This window comes from Streptomyces sp. NBC_01255 (assembly GCF_036226445.1).
Classification (GTDB): Bacteria; Actinomycetota; Actinomycetes; order Streptomycetales; family Streptomycetaceae; genus Streptomyces.
In genome coordinates this window covers 6,090,256-6,106,699 of the sequence record NZ_CP108474.1, presented here as the reverse complement: position 1 = coordinate 6,106,699, position 16,444 = coordinate 6,090,256, and the positions used below count along the sequence as shown (strand labels likewise).

At 63.8% G+C, this 16,444-nt stretch carries 20 protein-coding genes; 15 read left to right on the top strand and 5 right to left on the bottom strand.

Annotated elements, in window-relative coordinates:
* Window positions 1-25 precede the first annotated feature (25 nt).
* The gene (locus OG357_RS27665; RefSeq protein ID WP_329623721.1) at window positions 26-559 is read right to left on the bottom strand and encodes a DUF4231 domain-containing protein; all 534 of its coding nucleotides are present in this window, start codon (window positions 557-559) and stop codon (window positions 26-28) included.
* Between the two features lie 111 nt (window positions 560-670).
* On the opposite strand from OG357_RS27665, the gene OG357_RS27660 reads away from it, so the two are divergent.
* Window positions 671-856: a hypothetical protein gene (locus OG357_RS27660; protein WP_329623720.1), complete on the top strand. Its 186-nt coding sequence runs from the start codon at window positions 671-673 to the stop codon at window positions 854-856.
* Window positions 857-1,595: 739 nt separating this feature from the next.
* Here the strand turns inward: OG357_RS27660 and OG357_RS27655 are convergent.
* Window positions 1,596-2,351: a GntR family transcriptional regulator gene (locus OG357_RS27655; RefSeq protein WP_329623719.1), complete on the bottom strand. Its 756-nt coding sequence runs from the start codon at window positions 2,349-2,351 to the stop codon at window positions 1,596-1,598.
* A gap of 78 nt (window positions 2,352-2,429) precedes the next feature.
* Between OG357_RS27655 and OG357_RS27650 the strand changes: the two genes are divergently transcribed.
* The 5 genes from OG357_RS27650 (at window position 2,430) to OG357_RS27630 (ending at window position 6,607) form a co-directional block, all read left to right on the top strand.
* On the top strand, window positions 2,430-2,708 hold the full coding sequence (locus OG357_RS27650; RefSeq protein ID WP_329625717.1) for a hypothetical protein: 279 nt from the start codon (window positions 2,430-2,432) through the stop codon (window positions 2,706-2,708).
* A 505-nt stretch (window positions 2,709-3,213) separates the two neighbouring features.
* Window positions 3,214-3,477: a hypothetical protein gene (locus tag OG357_RS27645; protein ID WP_329625716.1), complete on the top strand. Its 264-nt coding sequence runs from the start codon at window positions 3,214-3,216 to the stop codon at window positions 3,475-3,477.
* Window positions 3,446-4,141: a GntR family transcriptional regulator gene (locus OG357_RS27640; RefSeq protein ID WP_329623718.1), complete on the top strand. Its 696-nt coding sequence runs from the start codon at window positions 3,446-3,448 to the stop codon at window positions 4,139-4,141. Before OG357_RS27645 ends, OG357_RS27640 begins: the two co-directional genes overlap by 32 nt.
* On the top strand, window positions 4,138-4,485 hold the full coding sequence (locus OG357_RS27635; RefSeq protein WP_329623717.1) for a hypothetical protein: 348 nt from the start codon (window positions 4,138-4,140) through the stop codon (window positions 4,483-4,485). The genes OG357_RS27640 and OG357_RS27635 overlap by 4 nt, the downstream gene beginning before the upstream one ends.
* Before the next feature lie 580 nt (window positions 4,486-5,065).
* Window positions 5,066-6,607, top strand: coding sequence for an aminotransferase class I/II-fold pyridoxal phosphate-dependent enzyme (locus tag OG357_RS27630; protein WP_329623716.1), 1,542 nt, complete (start codon window positions 5,066-5,068; stop codon window positions 6,605-6,607).
* A gap of 770 nt (window positions 6,608-7,377) precedes the next feature.
* Here OG357_RS27630 and OG357_RS27625 read toward each other — a convergent pair.
* Entirely contained in the window at window positions 7,378-7,776 is a 399-nt protein-coding gene (locus OG357_RS27625; protein WP_329623715.1) for an Imm32 family immunity protein, read from the bottom strand.
* Between the two features lie 108 nt (window positions 7,777-7,884).
* Between OG357_RS27625 and OG357_RS27620 the strand changes: the two genes are divergently transcribed.
* Entirely contained in the window at window positions 7,885-10,164 is a 2,280-nt protein-coding gene (locus tag OG357_RS27620; RefSeq protein WP_329623714.1) for an ATP-binding protein, read from the top strand.
* A gap of 1,227 nt (window positions 10,165-11,391) precedes the next feature.
* Here the strand turns inward: OG357_RS27620 and OG357_RS27615 are convergent.
* Entirely contained in the window at window positions 11,392-11,598 is a 207-nt protein-coding gene (locus OG357_RS27615; RefSeq protein WP_329623713.1) for an e9imm peptide, read from the bottom strand.
* Between the two features lie 20 nt (window positions 11,599-11,618).
* Window positions 11,619-12,086, bottom strand: coding sequence for an NUDIX hydrolase (locus tag OG357_RS27610; RefSeq protein WP_329623712.1), 468 nt, complete (start codon window positions 12,084-12,086; stop codon window positions 11,619-11,621).
* 18 nt (window positions 12,087-12,104) lie between these two features.
* On the opposite strand from OG357_RS27610, the gene OG357_RS27605 reads away from it, so the two are divergent.
* The 8 genes from OG357_RS27605 (at window position 12,105) to OG357_RS27570 (ending at window position 16,384) form a co-directional block, all read left to right on the top strand.
* The gene (locus OG357_RS27605) at window positions 12,105-12,884 is read left to right on the top strand and encodes a GntR family transcriptional regulator (protein ID WP_107105804.1); all 780 of its coding nucleotides are present in this window, start codon (window positions 12,105-12,107) and stop codon (window positions 12,882-12,884) included.
* Between the two features lie 139 nt (window positions 12,885-13,023).
* Entirely contained in the window at window positions 13,024-13,368 is a 345-nt protein-coding gene (locus OG357_RS27600) for an SCO3933 family regulatory protein (protein ID WP_024761265.1), read from the top strand.
* 2 nt (window positions 13,369-13,370) lie between these two features.
* Window positions 13,371-14,726, top strand: coding sequence for an FtsK/SpoIIIE domain-containing protein (locus OG357_RS27595; RefSeq protein ID WP_329623711.1), 1,356 nt, complete (start codon window positions 13,371-13,373; stop codon window positions 14,724-14,726).
* 83 nt (window positions 14,727-14,809) lie between these two features.
* The gene (locus OG357_RS27590; protein ID WP_329623710.1) at window positions 14,810-15,481 is read left to right on the top strand and encodes a DUF2637 domain-containing protein; all 672 of its coding nucleotides are present in this window, start codon (window positions 14,810-14,812) and stop codon (window positions 15,479-15,481) included.
* A 15-nt stretch (window positions 15,482-15,496) separates the two neighbouring features.
* On the top strand, window positions 15,497-15,673 hold the full coding sequence (locus OG357_RS27585) for a hypothetical protein (RefSeq protein WP_329623709.1): 177 nt from the start codon (window positions 15,497-15,499) through the stop codon (window positions 15,671-15,673).
* Between the two features lie 3 nt (window positions 15,674-15,676).
* Window positions 15,677-15,871 (top strand): mobile element transfer protein, encoded by a 195-nt coding sequence (locus OG357_RS27580; protein WP_329623708.1) that lies wholly within the window; start codon window positions 15,677-15,679, stop codon window positions 15,869-15,871.
* 13 nt (window positions 15,872-15,884) lie between these two features.
* Window positions 15,885-16,040 (top strand): hypothetical protein, encoded by a 156-nt coding sequence (locus tag OG357_RS27575; protein ID WP_198540530.1) that lies wholly within the window; start codon window positions 15,885-15,887, stop codon window positions 16,038-16,040.
* An 11-nt stretch (window positions 16,041-16,051) separates the two neighbouring features.
* A complete protein-coding gene (locus OG357_RS27570) occupies window positions 16,052-16,384 on the top strand; it encodes a SpdD-like protein (protein WP_329623707.1) in 333 nt (110 codons plus the stop codon).
* Window positions 16,385-16,444 lie beyond the last annotated feature (60 nt).

Genomic DNA, 16,444 nt, shown 5'->3' with positions numbered 1-16,444 from the left:
GGCGACCCCGGGCCCCGCGGCCGCCTCAGGAAGTCTCGGACTCCTGCCGAGCGGCGGGCACCCCATGCTGCGCGACATCGGCATTCACTTGCCCACCAAGGGTCATCACATTCAACGTCGCCGAGTTCTCGCCGGCGATGGCCCGCTCGACCCGGGCGACGAGCGCGGAGAACGCCTCCCGCTTCGAAAGACCGTGGTAGGGCCCCACCTTGGTCTCGAAGTAGACCCGCTCGTGCCCGAGCAGCTGCTCGGTCGACCGGTAGTTCTTCCACTGCTCCCGGTACCGGTACACGCTCTCCAGCGACACGGCGGCGACGACCACGACGCTCAGCACCGTGGCGGTGACCCGCGCGAACGCAAGGTCCACGTTCACGAACACCGGCACGAGCGCCCCACCGACGACGGACACGGTCCGCATCCGCAGATGCATCGCCTTCATCCGGGTCGCCTTCACGTCGTACCACTCCTGGTACTGCGCGAGCCGGGTCTCGATGTACCGCTGCGACGTCATCTCACCGCTCTGCACCCCGGATTCGGGCGCGTCCCCCACCTCAGCCATGCCCGGAGTACACCCGCCCGGTCAGGCCCACGTCAACTTTCCACCTTCCCCCACACCCCACCCCGGAGGTACTTTCGCCCTCCGTCGACCGGACACCTCAAGGAGGCCCCCGTGGCACACCCCCAAGCCATCCACACGACGAAGACCACGCTCGCCCTGGCCCTCCTCGCAGCCGCGACGACCGCCCTGCTGCTCCACACCCCCACCACCGACACGACGGCCAGCAACCGCGAGACGGGAACGGTCAAGGTAGAGGCCTCCGCAGGCGACAAGAAGGTCGAAGTAATCAAGGCCTGACCCCAAACACGCCAAAGCCCCTCGCCATGATCGGCGAGGGGCCTTTGCACTGGTGGGCGCGGACGGTTTCGAACCGCCGACATCTGCTTTGTAAGCTCGCTTGGGCCCGCCACACAGAGCCCTCGACCGCATGTCACCACACCGTCGGCGACCGCCTGACACCGCCCACGTCCGGGCCCGTTGATGTCAGCTGGTGATGTCAGAAATCGAGACTGCTCCGGCACTGCTCGCACTCGTCGTCTCGCTGGTGAAGTCGCCGTAGGTCTTGCAGCGCAGCGACAGGGAACGGGTACCGATGCCATTTCGCTAGGTAGCCGGCCTCGCCATGGAGGCTGAGTACAGCCTGGGCGGCTTCCATGACTGCGTGGCTGAACACACGGCGGGGTTGTGTGGAGCTCCAGGACAGGGTGCCCTCCCCGTCGGGTGCGTCCCAGCTCGTACTCACGTCAGGGAATTTGTAGATGGCGATGTACACGTCTGCCCCGCGGCGCTGGAGCCGCCACCTCACCTCGGCCGGTTCGAGGTCGAAGGAAACCCGCTGCACGGACGAAGTCCCGTACAGACCCGTCACCCCGAACAGCAAGTCGGCCAAAGCGTCCGTGCAGTAGCTGACGATGTACTTCCGCTCCGCAGCAGTGTCGGCGATTCGACACGCGGCCCATCCAGATCCGCCCAGTTCCCAGCTGAACTGGAGATTACCCGTCACGCCCACCCCTCCCACGTCGACTGGCGCTGCCTGTCAACGACTGACCGGTACCTCATAGACGATCTCGCACAAAGCGGCAGGCACGACGATGTCAGCCGTCTCCACGGGCCGCCCCTGCTCGCTGTAGTACGTCCGCCGGATGTGCGTCACAAGAGAGGCCTTCTGAATCCCCAGCAGCGACGCCTCCTCGGCAGTGGCCTGCCGCGGCTCCGGCTGCTCCACTGCATGGCTGACCGTGATGCCGATCTCGGCCATGCGATTCGCAACGCCCGCCCCGGCGTGCGGCCCGCCCTCGGGAAGGACGACGACGGTGCCGGCGGTGAGGTCGTACGGCTCCCAGCTCGTAGACAGCTGTACGGGCCGCCCGTCGGCAAGGAACTCGTACACGGTGCGGACGCACAGGTCCCCTTCGGCGATACCGAGACGCGCCGCAATCTCCGCCGGCGCAGGAACCTTGGCCTCGGTCCGGCTCTCCCAGTCCCCCAGCTTCCCCACGGCATTCATGTCGGCGCGGAACGGAGAACCTCCACGCTGTTCGCGCGCCGACGACCGGACCACGCGCACACGCTGACGGGGTTCGGCCACGTACGTACCGGAGCCCGCCCGGCCTTCGAGGACCCCTTGGGAGATCAGTAGCTCCTGAGCCCTGCGCACGACGTTCTCCCCGACGCCGCACTCCTCGGCGATCTGGGCACGCGAGGGAAGCCGATCCCCCGGTGTCCACTCCTGCTCCGCGACCTTCTGCCGGAGTACGTCAGCGATGCGGAGATAAGGCGGCTGCTCAGGCATATGGAAAATCTAGTCCACTAGCTCTAATCTAGTTAACTAGCTTCACGCAACGTGATCACCGGTGACGGAGGCTTCCCTGTGCCTGCTTCGGACGTAACCGCGGAGGACATCGCTGCCCGGTTGTCCGCCATCGGACTCACCACGCGCATGGAGGAACACGCCGCACACACGTCGATCGAAGCGGAGGTACCGGAATACCTCCCGGCCAAGTCATGGCGGGAGGCCCTGGAGGTGGTAGCGGAGGCCGATCGATTCGGGCTCGTCGCCACCAGCCTGAACGGCCGCACCTTATGGGCCGCCGTACAAAAAGCGGTCCCCGCGACAGGCGACGTCCGGGGACCTGGCCGTCAGCGATAGGAGCTGATCAGCGTGCTCAACCGTATCCGCCGCACCATCACGCGCACCAGAGAGCGGTACCTCCCGAAGGGCCGGCACCGCCGCGCCTTAACGCCCGTACACCCGACGGTCATCCACCTCGGACGCTCCGCCCGACCGACACTGCCCACTGGTCAGCGCAGAGACCGCACGGGAGTCCTCCCGGGCGAGGACACCGCGCTCGTCCGCCCGTACGTACTAGCCAGCGAGAAGCGAGCGCGGCGGCACTCGGCCACTTCGCCTCACGACCTCCTCACACACACCTGGTTGGCTCCGACGGAGGCCCTCTGATGCCTCGCCGTCACTTGCCACGCGTGACACACCCCGCCGCCCCCTACCGATCGAGCGCATGTCGGATCGGCACACACCACAAGTGCGCCCACTCCTCCCCCGCCGCGGCGCCGGTCGGCATCCCCGTGATCTACGAGGCATGCGACTGCCCCTGCCACTCGGCGAGCACCCGGCACACCCCGACGGAGGCACCCCAGTGAGGGGATGGGCGCCCAGCGGCGCACTGGCCTCCAACGTCGAGATCACGTCGACCAACGTGCAACGGGGAGACGTCATCCAGATCGGCGGCAAGCCGTGCCGCGTGGCCGACCTCTTCCAACTCCCCGGCGGCGCCAAACGCCTCCTCTTCGAATCGGGCGAGCTGCTGACGATGCACTCCCGGACCCGGCTCATCGCCCTGCGGATGATGAGAGGCGGTGACTCGTTCCGTGCCTTCCCGCCGCCACACCATCGCCGATGACCTCCGAACCCAAATCTCGACGGGCCGCCTGAAAGCCGGCGGACGCCTCCCGTCGGAAACCCAGCTCGCCGCCCACTACAAGGTCAGCACGCCGACACTGCGAAACGCTCTCGCGCTCCTCCAGGCCGAGGGCCTCATCGAAAAAGTCCACGGAAAAGGGAACTTCATCCGTTCCCCACTCCGCCGCATGATGTACACCGGCGGTGGCCGCACGCCCTTCGACCCCACGCTCCAGGTCAGCGTCCGCACGACCAACCTCCGCGCGCGGGGGCACCTCAGAGCCCTACTGAGGGTCTCGTCCAACAGCCCTTTGACCGAGTTCCTCTGCATCACCCACGAGGGAAAGTCACCCCACAGCCTGGCCCGCATCTACGTCCCCCGCGACCTGGCGTCGGCTGTCCAACTCGGCTTGTCGGGCGGGCCCCAGGGAACGGAGGCGACACCAACCAGGATCCGAGAGACGGTCACCGCCCGCCTCCCCACCCCGGAAGAAGCGACCACCCTCCGGATCAGCTCCGCCCTGGCTGTCCTCGCGATCACCAGCGTGGCAACCGACGCCACCGACCGCGTAGTAGAGGCCACGCTCCTGGTCCTCCCCGGCGACCGCGCAGACGCAGTCTTCACCACCCACCCCACAACCGAAGAAAGGCAGACGGAAGGATGACGCCTCACAACGAACTGCGGCTCCTCCCTTGGTCGGGCCCTGACGGCAAGCCGTGCTTCCTGAGCACCGCCGACAACAACAGCCGCCTGTCGCGCCTGGCCGACAACACCGAAGCGACTCAGCTCGGCTTCGCGGCCGAACTCTTGGACCACGCGTCCGCGGTACTCGGCGACGGAAAGGCGGAGCTGGAAGAGGTACGAGCCCTGGCGACGGACCTCACGGGAGTCTTGCGGGAGACGCTGCGAGTAGCGGAGAGCCGCGGTCACCGCTTGCTGGCTCCAGGCCCGGGCGAGCCCGTCGACGACACCGACGGCCCCACACTGCCGGCGGCGGCCTTCGGCTAGCGAGCCACGGACCCCCAGCAACGACGAGAAGCCCCGGACTCAGTCCGGGGCTTCTCTGGGCACGGCTCCGGAGGCCCCGTGCGTCTCACACATTTCGCCAGGTCAGGGTGACGAGGATGACTTGGCACCCGTCGTCGGTCCACGATTAGTCCGCAGACCGAGGATGGGCCGGGCTGCATGCGAGACGGCTGATCACAGTGTGTTGGCGTCTCTGTCGGTCAACGCTGTACGACTTCCGCGCTACTGAACTTGAGCTCGTAACGCGGCCTTGGAGCAGGATGCTGTTGCGGTTCAGAACATGGCCGGGCCCAGCCGCCGGCGTCAGGGGCTTGTCCGCGGCCACCGGCGGGCGGTTAACAACGTCACCTCGATGGAGCCGCTGGCAGAACAGATCGCGCGATGCGGCGCGGAGAACAGACACCTACCATGAAGGAGAAGAGCGGAGACAAGGGCCCACGATCACGCCCGATGCCCTTCGAAGTTCACCGTATGCCCATCCCATCACATAGGCCGCAACGCTGATGAGGCGTGCTCGGACAATCTTGGCGCTCGAATCGCAAGCCGGCCCGGTAGGTACTCGATGAGTTACTCCGCAGATGAATCGCCGCCCCCTCCGGAGTCACCTCTGGTGAATGCACTTAACAACCTGGTGAGCACGCAAGACCGCTGGTGCACGCCGTCTATCCTGCCTAATCAGCATAAGGTAGTAGATGAATACGACGACGTATCAGTCTCGGCGGAATCTCTCGGTAATCTACTCCAACACAGTGGTCACTTCCGAGCGGCCGAAGAATTCGCCGCGAAGATCTATGGTGCTGATCGTACGTTTCTGTCGCCGCATGGGTCTACTGGCGCCAACGCAGTCGTACTTCGCATGCTGGCATTGGAAAGACGCGATGCGCTCGTACTCGTGGCACGAAACGTTCACCATTCGGTAATAAATGCTTTGAAGATGTTTTCCATCGATTTTCGCTTCTTGCCTGATCCGCAATACGATCCTCACTTCGACGCCATTTTGCCGCCTAAGATGAAGGACGTTAGAAACGGCCTAAGTCGTTACCCTGAGACTCTCGCCGTGATATACACTTCGCCAACCTATGAAGGTCTAGGTGCGGACACGGTGGGTATCATTCACGACATCCGCGAAAGCTTTCGCGACGTTATTGTCGTGGTCGACGAAGCCTGGGGTGGCCACCTCCCCTTCTTCCCCTCCTACGCACACCTACCAAAGGCGGCCATGACGGAGGGCGCAGATATAGCTGTTCAGTCCACCCACAAGATGGCCGGCTCGCTACAGCAAGGTGCGCTCCTTCACTGGCATAATGGTCGCGTTCAAGAAGTAATGATGGAAGAGGCGTACCGCGAGTACGTCACAACGAGCCCTAGTTATCATCTCCTGGGTTCCATTGATGCCGCCCTGCGCCTACTTGACGAACGTGGCTCGAGGTACCTTGAAGTCAGCATTGAACGCAGTGAGTCCCTGAGGGCGGGGCTAGCGAGGAATCTTCCGCATCTCGAGATCTTGGGCTTGACCGATGATGATTCTCTTTTCAAGTACTCGTGCACAGGCATAGACCCCACAAAGACGACGCTCGGACTATCTGGATACGGCATATCAGGATTCACGCTTGCAAAGACACTTGCTAAAAAGGGAGTCATTGTTGAGCGCGCCGGCCCTAATAGCGTAGTCCTTGTGACAACCTTCCAACTGCATGAGGGAGCTGTCGATCGTGCGGTGACGGCCATCACGAATGTACTACGAGGAGAAGAACTAAAGGGAGAGAAGAAGCTCCTCGATAACCCGTTTAGTGCTGCAGGGAACTGGCAGAAGATGAGGCCCTATGAAGTCGTCCGCTATGCGAATTACCTAAGCCAGGAGGTTCTACTGTCTGAAGCGGTTGGATCTATCGCCGCCGAATCCGTAGAGCTCTATCCACCCGGTGTCCCAATCATCCTTGAGGGCTACGAGGTAACTCGTGAAGCAATCGACTATCTGCGAGACGCACTTAACGAGAAGGCGCATCTGGTCGCTCGAGATAGCAATCTAAGGACACTGCGCGTGCTCCGACCCTCTTCAGGGAGGAATTCGGTAGAAGTTGGGCGCAAGAGGGGTATTGCGTGATCAGGTCCGGACTACGTCCGGACCTTGATCGGTCCGCGTATAGTGGCTGGTGCTGACGGGATCCGTAATTGCGACGCCTTCTCAGGAGGTCGCTCCGGAGATGGGGATGTAAGCACGCCGGCCAAATCAGGCTCTCACCGCCCGGTCGCCCGTCGTGCAGTGCTGTCCTCGCACTCCTCGCTGCTGCTCGATGGAGGCTCGCAGCTCCGTGGGCCAGGGGCCTTCCGGTGGGTCATTCAATGGCAGGTGGAGCAGATGGCTTGTTACCCGCTCCATTCCCGCGAAGAAGGACGTCCCTCTCACGGCCTCACGACTGCGACGCGCCACGGCTTCCACGCCGACTTGATACGCCGGCATGGACCCGAGCCCATGCAAGCAAACCTTCGATCTGGGCCTCGACGAGCCAGAACCCCATCCCGACCGCGCCTGGCTGTCGGAGGACGTGAAACTGCCCTCGTCGCCTGCCCTATGACGTAAAGGGGGCATGCGCATCGGGTGAGGCTCTGCAGAACTGCGCAGAGAGGATCGCTACCTCATCTGGCACCACCACAAGCAACTCGACCTGCCCGCGAAGCAAGAAACACCCCATCTTGCCTGACCGCCACCCCCGGGGGCGAACCAGTAGGTGGAGGGCCCGCTGACCTGCGCGTTCCCGGGTCACCCTCGTGGCCGACCTGTCACTGTTGGTCGCCCTCGGTCACCCGTGAGCCCCCTCGCACGGCCCACAGACGGCCCGACCAGCGCCGTCCGCGAGCCGCGCGCCGGCGGTACTACTCCTCGTCGCTGCGCTCCAGCACCAAGCCGACGGACCCGTCCTCCAGCCCGTTGCTGTCTTCGAGGTGGAGGTGAGCCCCATCGGGGACGCCATCACCGGCCAGCACCAGCAGGTGCCCGGCCAGCGTCCGGAGGCCCGCAGCGTTCGCCTCGATGACGACCTCACCCCCGAGGCCTCGCACCTCGATCCGCGCGTCCGCATCCCACGTGAAAACTAGCCCGGCACCGTCGCCCACGGCCGTGACCTGGGTGCTCTCGATCGGGGCACTGCCGAATTCAGGATTCATGCCGACCATGATGACGCCGACCGCAAGCGGCTCCGGAGAGGGCTTGCGCTCAACGAGTACGGCCTGGTCGGCGTTCTGTGAGTGGCTAGTTGCTGAGGACTCGTCCACGAATCGGCCACGGACTAGGAGCCCTTGGGCCTGAGGGCTCGGCAACTCCATCCGCGTCGCAGGGCGGTGGCGCTCGCTCAAGCCTGCCGAATCTTCCCTCTCAGAACGATGTCCGAGGACTACGATCTTTCTGCACAGCGTGAGATGCCTTGGGGGCCGGAGACCATGGACTTGCTCGATCTGCAAAAACTGTCAGACCTGGACTTCGAGAGCCTTTGTAAAGATATGTTTGAGCACATTCTCGGCGTCAGGCTCGAAATATTCGCCAGCGGTCCTGATGGCGGGATTGATCTTCGATATCTCGGGCCGAACCAGAACATCGTCATCCAGTGCAAGCATTGGATGAAAAGCGGGCGCCCTAAGCTGATTAGGCACCTGCTGGACAGTGAGCTGGCCAAATTGGATCGAATTAAGCCAACGCCTATGCGTTACATCTTGGCCACCTCTGTCGAGATGACTCCATCCGCGAAGGAGAAGATCCTAGATGGATTCCGACCCTACATTCTCGAAACAGGCGATATCTTCGGAATATCTGAGATTACAGCATTCCTGCAAAGCAATCCCGAGATAATCCGCAAACATATGAGGTTGTGGCTTAATGATGCGACGATCCTTGAAGCCATGCTCTCAAAGAATGTGATCACTCGATCACTCCACTTCGCCGATGAAATTAAGGAAACTCTGCGCACATATGTACCCAGTCCTGATATGCGAAAGGCGTTGGACCTTGCAGAGGTGAACCACGTGGTATTGATTTCAGGCCCTCCCGGAGTGGGTAAGACAACATTGGCTCAGGTCATTTGTGCGCGTTACGCAGATCGCGGGTTCGAGCTCGTCGAGGTATCTGAAAATGTAGAAGATATTTACCGCATGTGGCGGGATAAAGAGCCTCAGGTATTCGTCTACGACGACTTCCTCGGTCAGACCTCACTGGATGACAAGCTGCAGAAGAATGAAGACAGTCGACTTCTTTCGTTGATCCATAGGATTCGAAAGGATCCCACCAAAAGGTTGGTGTGTACGACTCGCGAGTACATCCTTCAACAAGCTAGGCAAAAGTATGAGCGCATGGATCGAGGGGATCTCGACCGACTCAAATTTACCGTCAGCCTAGATTATTTGGGTCGAGAGGAGAAGGCTCAAATACTCTACAACCATGTCTACTGGTCGGAGTGGCCAGTTTCGGCTAAGAGCGATTTCGCGTGGCCAGATGCGTATCGCCCAATCATTAGACATAAAAGCTTCAATCCCAGAGCCATATCCAACCTTCTATCTCTGCCCTTCGAGCCCGATCTAGGTGAACCAGGGCATCAAGTTATAGCGGCCTTGAACAATCCGATGGGGCTGTGGCGTCACGTTTTCGACCACCAGCTAAAGGAGAGCGATCGTGAAGTCCTCTACCTTCTCTTCTCTTTGGGCGGAAAGGTATCGCTATCGACCTTGGGGGAGGCCTATCTAGAATTCTCAAGTCGTAGCTTGCTGCAATTCAAGGCAAGTTTGCGGGTCCTCGATGGCACGCTTATTCGTCTGATTGGTGATCAAGGCAATGAGCGCATTGAATTCGAGAACCCATCCATCAATGACTTTATCCTGATGAAATTCTGCGAAGAGTATGACCTGGTCAAAAAAGTGCTTGACGAGCCCTATTCATTTCGTCAAGTAGAACTTCTGTGGTCGTATCACGATGCGCCGGAAGATTCGGAATTGCCTGCACGCTTGAACCTTGCCCGATTCCAAGCTGAGATTGAAAATGCCGCACTAGCGACACTGGAAAGCGACGGAGCGACAGCCTCCACTAAGGCTGGGAGGGTCGCGGTCTGCTTGGCGATCGCCAGCGAGATGCATGTTCCTGAACTTGAAGGTGTGGTAGTCCGGAGTCTGAGCCGGTCCGGTTTCGTCTACAGGGCTGCGACCGCAGATGTGATTTCCCTGATTCGGCTCACCAGTAGGTCTGCGAATCGGAGAATTGCGGCCCTCCATCACTCAGTTAGACTGGAGGGTCTAACTTCCTTGTTTAATAGGGATCGCGGCGACTACGGCATCTTTGTAGCGGCTAGCCATGCGATGGATCTTGCCGATTTCGTTGATGAAGAAATTCGGGTGGATCTCTGCTTGCAAGCTGATCAGATGCTTGAAGAGCTCCTGGTCAGGTACTTCGATGACCCCGACGGCGTAGACGAGGATCTAATCAGCCACGGGGCTCAGTACGTCATGCGATATGGTGGCTCTTGGGAGGATAAATGGCCGGGCATTACGGTCTTGCTGGAAGATTGGATGCCGGAGGATGCAGACGATTCCGAAGAATTCGAAGAAGAATATGACATGGATCCTGAGTATGTAGACGGGGAGGCTTACCTGATCATGAACTCTTTGCGTTTCCTGGAGTAGTGACTCGGCATCGTTAAGAGTCGCTCTACCCACGGAACGACCTGTGCTGGAATCTATTGTCTTGGGACGACGAGGCGTTCGCGGCTGCTCTAGCCGCCGTCCGCCAGAGCACCACCTGCCAATGTGTCGGGGCTGATCTGTCCCGCCGGCCAGAAATGGTTTCCTGGGGGCACTTCACCGAAGATGGCAGTGCACGGGAGCCTGCGCCAGCCTGCAGCGGTGGGTCGAGCAATGACCGCTGCAGGAGAGCGGGAGGCCGATCGTTTGCGTGACCTGCAAGTTTCTAAACTGAGCACCGCCCGGGAGATAAACTGTCGTTGCTCCCGAGTCCCCGTGCTTCCCCGCTGTTTCTGGCAGGAAAGTGGCGCAACAGCTTCTGACCCTCATTCGCTGTACAGGAACATACAACGAGCTACAGTGCGACTCAATCTGTGAGGAGTTGCGCGCTTGCGGACTCCAGCAGGTCTAGCTGTCGGAGCGCCAAGACCCTCACGAAATCTGTTGTGTACTCGATTCCTAGCGCTTCGCGGGCTCTCTCTAGCCTTTCTAACTCACTCTTCGTCCATCGCACGGTGGTGCGCTCATCACGTACTTCCGCTCCCGGATCTCTCTTACGCCCTGCCATCAGTCGTTCCTTCCGATGTCGGATAAGGACGATACGCCAAACGGGGAGAATATGGCCGACTTGCTGTCGCCGCCACTTACCCCTAACTCTTACCCGTCTGCCGTCAATCACAGATCCTGATGTCGAGACGACGCGCTCTTCAGCCACGGTGAAACCGGTACCGACGCGGAGCGACCACACCGGCCCCCGCCACATCGCGGCAGCAGCTGCTCCCCGCCCGCCCCTTCCCGGTGGTGCGGTCGCCTCACGCTCCCGTCATCCGTGACGGCAGGGGTACGGCGCCTGGCCCTCCTCAGGCCCGGCAGTCGGCCGGCCATGCGCAAGAGGCCACCCCTCCCTCGCTGCTAGCCGTCTTTTGGTCGCCCGTCTTGGCCGCAGTCGGCGGCGCTCGTGGCTACGCGTGCCATGTGACGGTTGCCGTGCTTGGAGGCCTGCTTGGCTGCCCATCAACCCAAGCTGTCAGGCGTGCGGACGGCGGCCGGGCTGGAGCGGGGCGTAGACAGGAGCGCAGGCCCGGGTGACGGGCCGCGCGCGCCGCGCCGTGCGCGGCGGGTGCCTTGATGAAGTAGAGAAAGTCTTATCGCGCTGTGGCGTCTGGGGCCTTAGAGGGCGATCGGCTCGTAGGCCATGGCCCTGTCGACGATCTTCTCCGCCGTCGGCTCCGGATCGGGGTTCCAGTAGATGTAGTCACCGATGTGCGGGCACGCCAAGCCTCGTTGCAGTACTGCCAGGATCTCCGAGGACTCCTCGTCGGGCGTCTCCGGGCTCATCAGGCGTTGGACGAGGGGGATCGCTTCTTCGCGGCTCATCCTTGATCCGGGATTCGGGCTCACTGCTGGCTGATCAGGTGGCGTCCGTCGTGGCTGCGGACGTGAGGGCCGTTTCCGTCGACTGCGTCCAGGAGGCGGATCGCGTAGACCTCGGACATTCGGTCCTCGATCTCTGCCGGTGTTAGCCAGTCGACCGCGGTCGACTCGTCCGACGTTCGCTCGGTGCCGCCTGACGGCTTGCAGCGGAAGACCAGGGCGACGATGCCTCGCGTCGTGTTCTTGTAGACGCCTGTCAGCTCGTCCACCTCTACGTGGATGCCCGTCTCCTCCAGGACCTCGCGGGCGACGCCGGCCTCGGGGGCCTCGGTGAGTTCGAGGACTCCGCCCGGGAGTTCCCACGTTCCGTTGTCCGCTCGGCGGATCGCGAGGAGGCGCCCGTCGTCGCGGACCACTGCTCCCGCCACAGACACGGAGTGCAGTGGCGTTGACTGGGCTTCGCGGGCGCTGTTACTCATGTACAGGAGCATAGGAGAGTGAGTAGGACCGTGGGAACTTCAGTGGGAGGTGATCGGGCCGTACCGCGGTACGTGCAGATCGCCAACGAGATCGTTCAGCAGATCCGGGCCGGCGTCCTCAAGCCCGGCGACATGGTGCCCAGTGAGTCGGAGCTCGTGGAGCGCTATGGGGTCGCCGGGGGGACCATTCGTAAGGCCATGGTCGAGGTGCGGGCTAGTGGTCTCGTGGACACTCGGCACGGGAAGGGTTCGATCGTTAAGGATCGGCCTCCTGTACGGCTCCGCTCCTCGGATCGGTTCCGTGCCTCGCACCGGCGGGGCGGCAAAGCCGCGTACCTCGCTGAGTCCGCGCAGTCCGGCGCCACCGCGAAGGTCAGCGTCCTCTACATCGGGCCTATGGAAGCGCCGGCGGACATCGCCGAGCGGCTCGGCGTCGACGTGGGTACGCAGGTGCTCGCGCGGCGGCGTCTGTACTTCCGGAACGGGACCCCTGTTGAGACAGCCTCGTCGTACCTGCCGTGGGATGTCGTCAAGGACATCCCTGAGTTGTTCGCCGAGAACCCTGGGCCTGGCGGCATCTACGCCCGGCTCGAAGACCACGGGCACACCTTCGTCGAGTTCGTCGAGACGCTCCAGGCGCGGCCGGCCGCGAAGGCAGAGGCTTCGGAGCTGGCTCTGAGCCCCGGAGCTCCTGTGGTTCACCTGCTGCGGGACGCGGTGACCAAGAAGGGGCGCGTCGTCGAGGTCTGCGACACCCTCATGGCCGCTGACCAGTTCGTCTTCCAGTATCGGATCCCTGCCACCGACTGACGCTCGCTCAACTCCCCACAGCCCGCTGCGGTTTCTTCTTCGCAGCGGGTTGACTCATGTACAGGAGTCGGGCACTCTTCTTCATGTCACTCCTATACATGAGTGACGGAGTTCATCATCTATAGAGGAGTGATCCACTGTGCGTCAGATCCCCGTCGACACGTCCACTGCGATGGTGATGGTGGCCCAGCCCCCGGCCCCGAAGATCGCGAACCGGCAGACCGGCGAGGTCGCCACCGACCGCGAGACCGGCGCGACGCTGATGACCGTTGACGTCATGTTCGTCATGGACGGCAGCGCCGAGATCCTGAACCTGGTCGTGCCCTCGACCGGGGTCTCCGGCGAGCTGACGATGGGTACCCCGGTCGCCCTGACCGGAGTCGTCGCCCGGCCGTGGGAGAACGAGTTCAACGGCCAGAAGCGCCACGGCATCAGCTTCCGCGCCGTCGCCGTCACCTCCCTCGCCGCCGCGAAGGCTGCCTGATCATGACCGGGTTATCGGTCGCCCTCGCTCTGGTCGCCTCCGTCGCGCTGCTGCTGCGGTGGCAGCGTCCGGCCTGGTACTGGATGACCTTCGGCATCCTCTTCGCGCTCGTGCGGGTCCTCGGCCGGTACTCCTCCGTGATGGACGCGTGCGGGCTGACCGTCCCGCCCCCTCGCTGGCGCCTCGCACTGGCCCGGATGGCCGGCCGGCCCGTCCCAGAGGCTCGGGCACCTCGGATCCTGCGACTGCGGCCCACCCGGACGGGGCTGGTACTGCGGGTGAAGCTCCGGCCTGGTCAGGACGCGTTCGACTTCTCCGCCGCGTCAGACCGGTTGCGGCACTCGTTCGTCATGCGGAACGTCACCGCCCGGGAGATTCGATCCGGTGTTGTCGAGCTGCGGATGACCGGTTACGACGTCCTCAAGCGGGTCCAGATGCCCGCCCTGCCGGGTGGTGGGGTGATGCGGGTTCCGGTCGCCATGAGAGAGGACGGAGAGGTCTACTACCGCGACTACCGGCAGATCCCGCACGCGCTGAACGTCGGTGCCACTCAGTCCGGCAAGTCCGTTTATCAGCGCAACCTTGTCGCCGCTCTCGCCGCGCTCGACGTCGCCCTGGTCGGGATTGACTGCAAGCAAGGTGTCGAACTCGCGCCGCTTGCCCGTCGGTTCACCGCCCTCGCCGACAACCCCGACACCGCGGCCGACCTCCTCGACGCGCTCGTCGGGCACATGGAAGACGTCTATCAGCTCATCCGGCGCGAACAGCGGCTGAGTGCGGATCTCCCTGATGCGGAGATCACCGCAGACATCTGGGACCTGCCCGATCACCTGCGCCCGACCCCGATCGTCCTGATGGTCGACGAGGTCGCCGAACTCGCCCTGTTCGCCACGAAGGACGAGGAGAAGCGCCGGGATCGGATCATTACCTCCTTGGTCCGTCTCTCCCAGCTTGGGCGTGCAGCCGGCATCTACCTGGAGATCTGCGGGCAGCGCTTCGGCTCCGAACTCGGCAAGGGCATCACCATGCTCCGTGCCCAGCTCACCGGCCGTACCGCCCACCGCGTCAACGACGAGACCAGCGCCAACATGGCCTTCGGCGACATCGCCCCGGACGCCGTGCTGGCCATTGTCCAGATCCCCACCGACCGGCCTGGTACCGCCGTTGTCGGCGACGCCTCCGGCGGCTGGGTTCGCATCCGCACCCCGCACCTCACCCTGCGACGGGCCGTGAACGCCTGCAACGGCCACGCCCACCGCACTCCGGAGATCTCCGCACTGGACGCCTTCCGGCCCGTCCTGCCTCCCCTGGCCAAGGCTTCGGAGCCTTCCGCCGCCGCGGCTCCTGCGATCGCCTGACACCCCCGCTCCACGGTCGGCGTGACCGCCTCACGCCCTGTCCCTACCCCTCCCATGCCCAAAACCGGAAGGAGGCCCCCGCGATGCGCTCGACACTGCGACCCGACGCCGTTCTCGTACAGGCCGTGATCGCCGGTGCCCTGTCGTTCGCCCACCTTCACGACCTCGCCGAAGCGGCTGGCCAGACCGGATGGAAAGCGTGGGCCTACCCCGTCTCCGTCGACCTCCTGCTCGTCGCCGCCTGGCGCCGCCTCCGGAGCCTCCGGGCCGCTGGGGACTCCGCCCGCTCGGCGTGGACCTGGTTCACCGTCGCCCTGGTCGCGTCGCTCGGCGCGAACGTCGCCACCGCTGGCCTCCTCGACCTCACCGACGTGCCCGACTGGCTGCGCATCCTCGTTGCCGGATGGCCCGCGCTCGCCTTCCTCGGCGGCACCCTCCTCGTCCACACGCCAGCCGTGCCCGCGCCGCCGGCTCATCCCGCGGAATCCGCAGCCGTCGACACGGTCATCGAGCGAAGCGACTCGTACGAACCGGATGCCGGTCCCGCATCGCCGTCAGCGCTACCAGCCGTCGATCCGGAGCCGGAGCCCACACCCACTGCCGTCGCTGTCCCTCCAGCTCTGGTCGCTCACGCCCAGAAGGTCGCTGACGATCACCGCGCCCGCACCGGCTACCCGATCGACGCCGACACCCTGCGTACTCGCCTCGGCGTCCCGCCTCAGATGGCCGACGCCATCTCCGCCCAACTCGCCTGAGAGGGAGATCCATTCATGCGCGACTCGACCCGGCACGCCTTGGAGCTCGCCGCCGAACTGACCCGGAGCAACCGCCTGGTGGACGCCATGGCCATCGCCGAACCGGTGATCATCGCCGCCGACGAGTTCGAGTCGGCCGAGATCCGCCAGTGGCTCCGCGAGCACGCCGACGACTTCTCGAAGGAGATCTGAGCGATGGCCCCTCGCGATCACTTCCACTCCGTGATGCGGATCGGCCCCGTGCAGATCGGCACCCACCGCGACCGGCACGGTCACACCAAGTACGCCGCCGTCTGCACCTCCGACCGCTGCGGCTGGTCCTCCGACTACTCCAGTTCGTCCGCCGCCCAGCTCGCCGCCCGCACCCACCGCTGCCGCATCGCCAACTGAACGGATACCGCTCGTGGACGTTCCGCTCTGGCTCGCCCTGGTCGTCGTGGGCGCCCTCGGCATCAAGCTCATCCGGCCGCCCTGGTGGCTCGTCGTCGTGATCCTCCTCGGCGGCTACCTCCTCGCCGACAGCGTCCTTGCGCCGCTCATCGACCCGATCACCAAGTAGGGAGACCCGCCATGTTCCGACCGCGCATCCCGGTCAACCCGCTCCCGACCGGCATCGTCACCCCACTCAGCCAGCCGACCGCCGCCACGACGACCGACATCGAGCCGGCCACCTGCCACCACGACCACACCCCTGCCCCGGCCTCGCCGCGGGTTCAGGTCCCGGCCGTCCGCCTCACCCCGACCGGCCTCGTCACGGTCGTCGCCGGCGGCGCCGGACTCGTCCTCATCGTCGGCACGGTCCTCGTCTCGATGCTCCTCGCCGTCGCCATCAGCGCCGCCTCAGTCGCCGTCTGCGCCGTCGTCATGCGCTCGCTCCTCAACAGCCCGCGCAATCACCGCTAGTCGGGCTCCCGGGCGGCTCAACCGCCAAGTCTCCGCCGCCCGGGAGCCCCGCCCCTACCC

What these genes read in the sequence shown, in the direction of transcription:
- OG357_RS27665 (WP_329623721.1), bottom strand. Translation starts at nt 559, where the DNA reads ATGGCTGAGGTGGGGGACGCGCCCGAATCCGGGGTGCAGAGCGGTGAG.
- OG357_RS27655 (WP_329623719.1), bottom strand. Translation starts at nt 2,351, where the DNA reads ATGCCTGAGCAGCCGCCTTATCTCCGCATCGCTGACGTACTCCGGCAG.
- OG357_RS27635 (WP_329623717.1), top strand. Translation starts at nt 4,138, where the DNA reads ATGACGCCTCACAACGAACTGCGGCTCCTCCCTTGGTCGGGCCCTGAC.
- OG357_RS27630 (WP_329623716.1), top strand. Translation starts at nt 5,066, where the DNA reads ATGAGTTACTCCGCAGATGAATCGCCGCCCCCTCCGGAGTCACCTCTG.
- OG357_RS27620 (WP_329623714.1), top strand. Translation starts at nt 7,885, where the DNA reads ATGTCCGAGGACTACGATCTTTCTGCACAGCGTGAGATGCCTTGGGGG.
- OG357_RS27615 (WP_329623713.1), bottom strand. Translation starts at nt 11,598, where the DNA reads ATGAGCCGCGAAGAAGCGATCCCCCTCGTCCAACGCCTGATGAGCCCG.
- OG357_RS27610 (WP_329623712.1), bottom strand. Translation starts at nt 12,086, where the DNA reads ATGCTCCTGTACATGAGTAACAGCGCCCGCGAAGCCCAGTCAACGCCA.
- OG357_RS27595 (WP_329623711.1), top strand. Translation starts at nt 13,371, where the DNA reads ATGACCGGGTTATCGGTCGCCCTCGCTCTGGTCGCCTCCGTCGCGCTG.
- OG357_RS27590 (WP_329623710.1), top strand. Translation starts at nt 14,810, where the DNA reads ATGCGCTCGACACTGCGACCCGACGCCGTTCTCGTACAGGCCGTGATC.
- OG357_RS27585 (WP_329623709.1), top strand. Translation starts at nt 15,497, where the DNA reads ATGCGCGACTCGACCCGGCACGCCTTGGAGCTCGCCGCCGAACTGACC.
- OG357_RS27580 (WP_329623708.1), top strand. Translation starts at nt 15,677, where the DNA reads ATGGCCCCTCGCGATCACTTCCACTCCGTGATGCGGATCGGCCCCGTG.
- OG357_RS27570 (WP_329623707.1), top strand. Translation starts at nt 16,052, where the DNA reads ATGTTCCGACCGCGCATCCCGGTCAACCCGCTCCCGACCGGCATCGTC.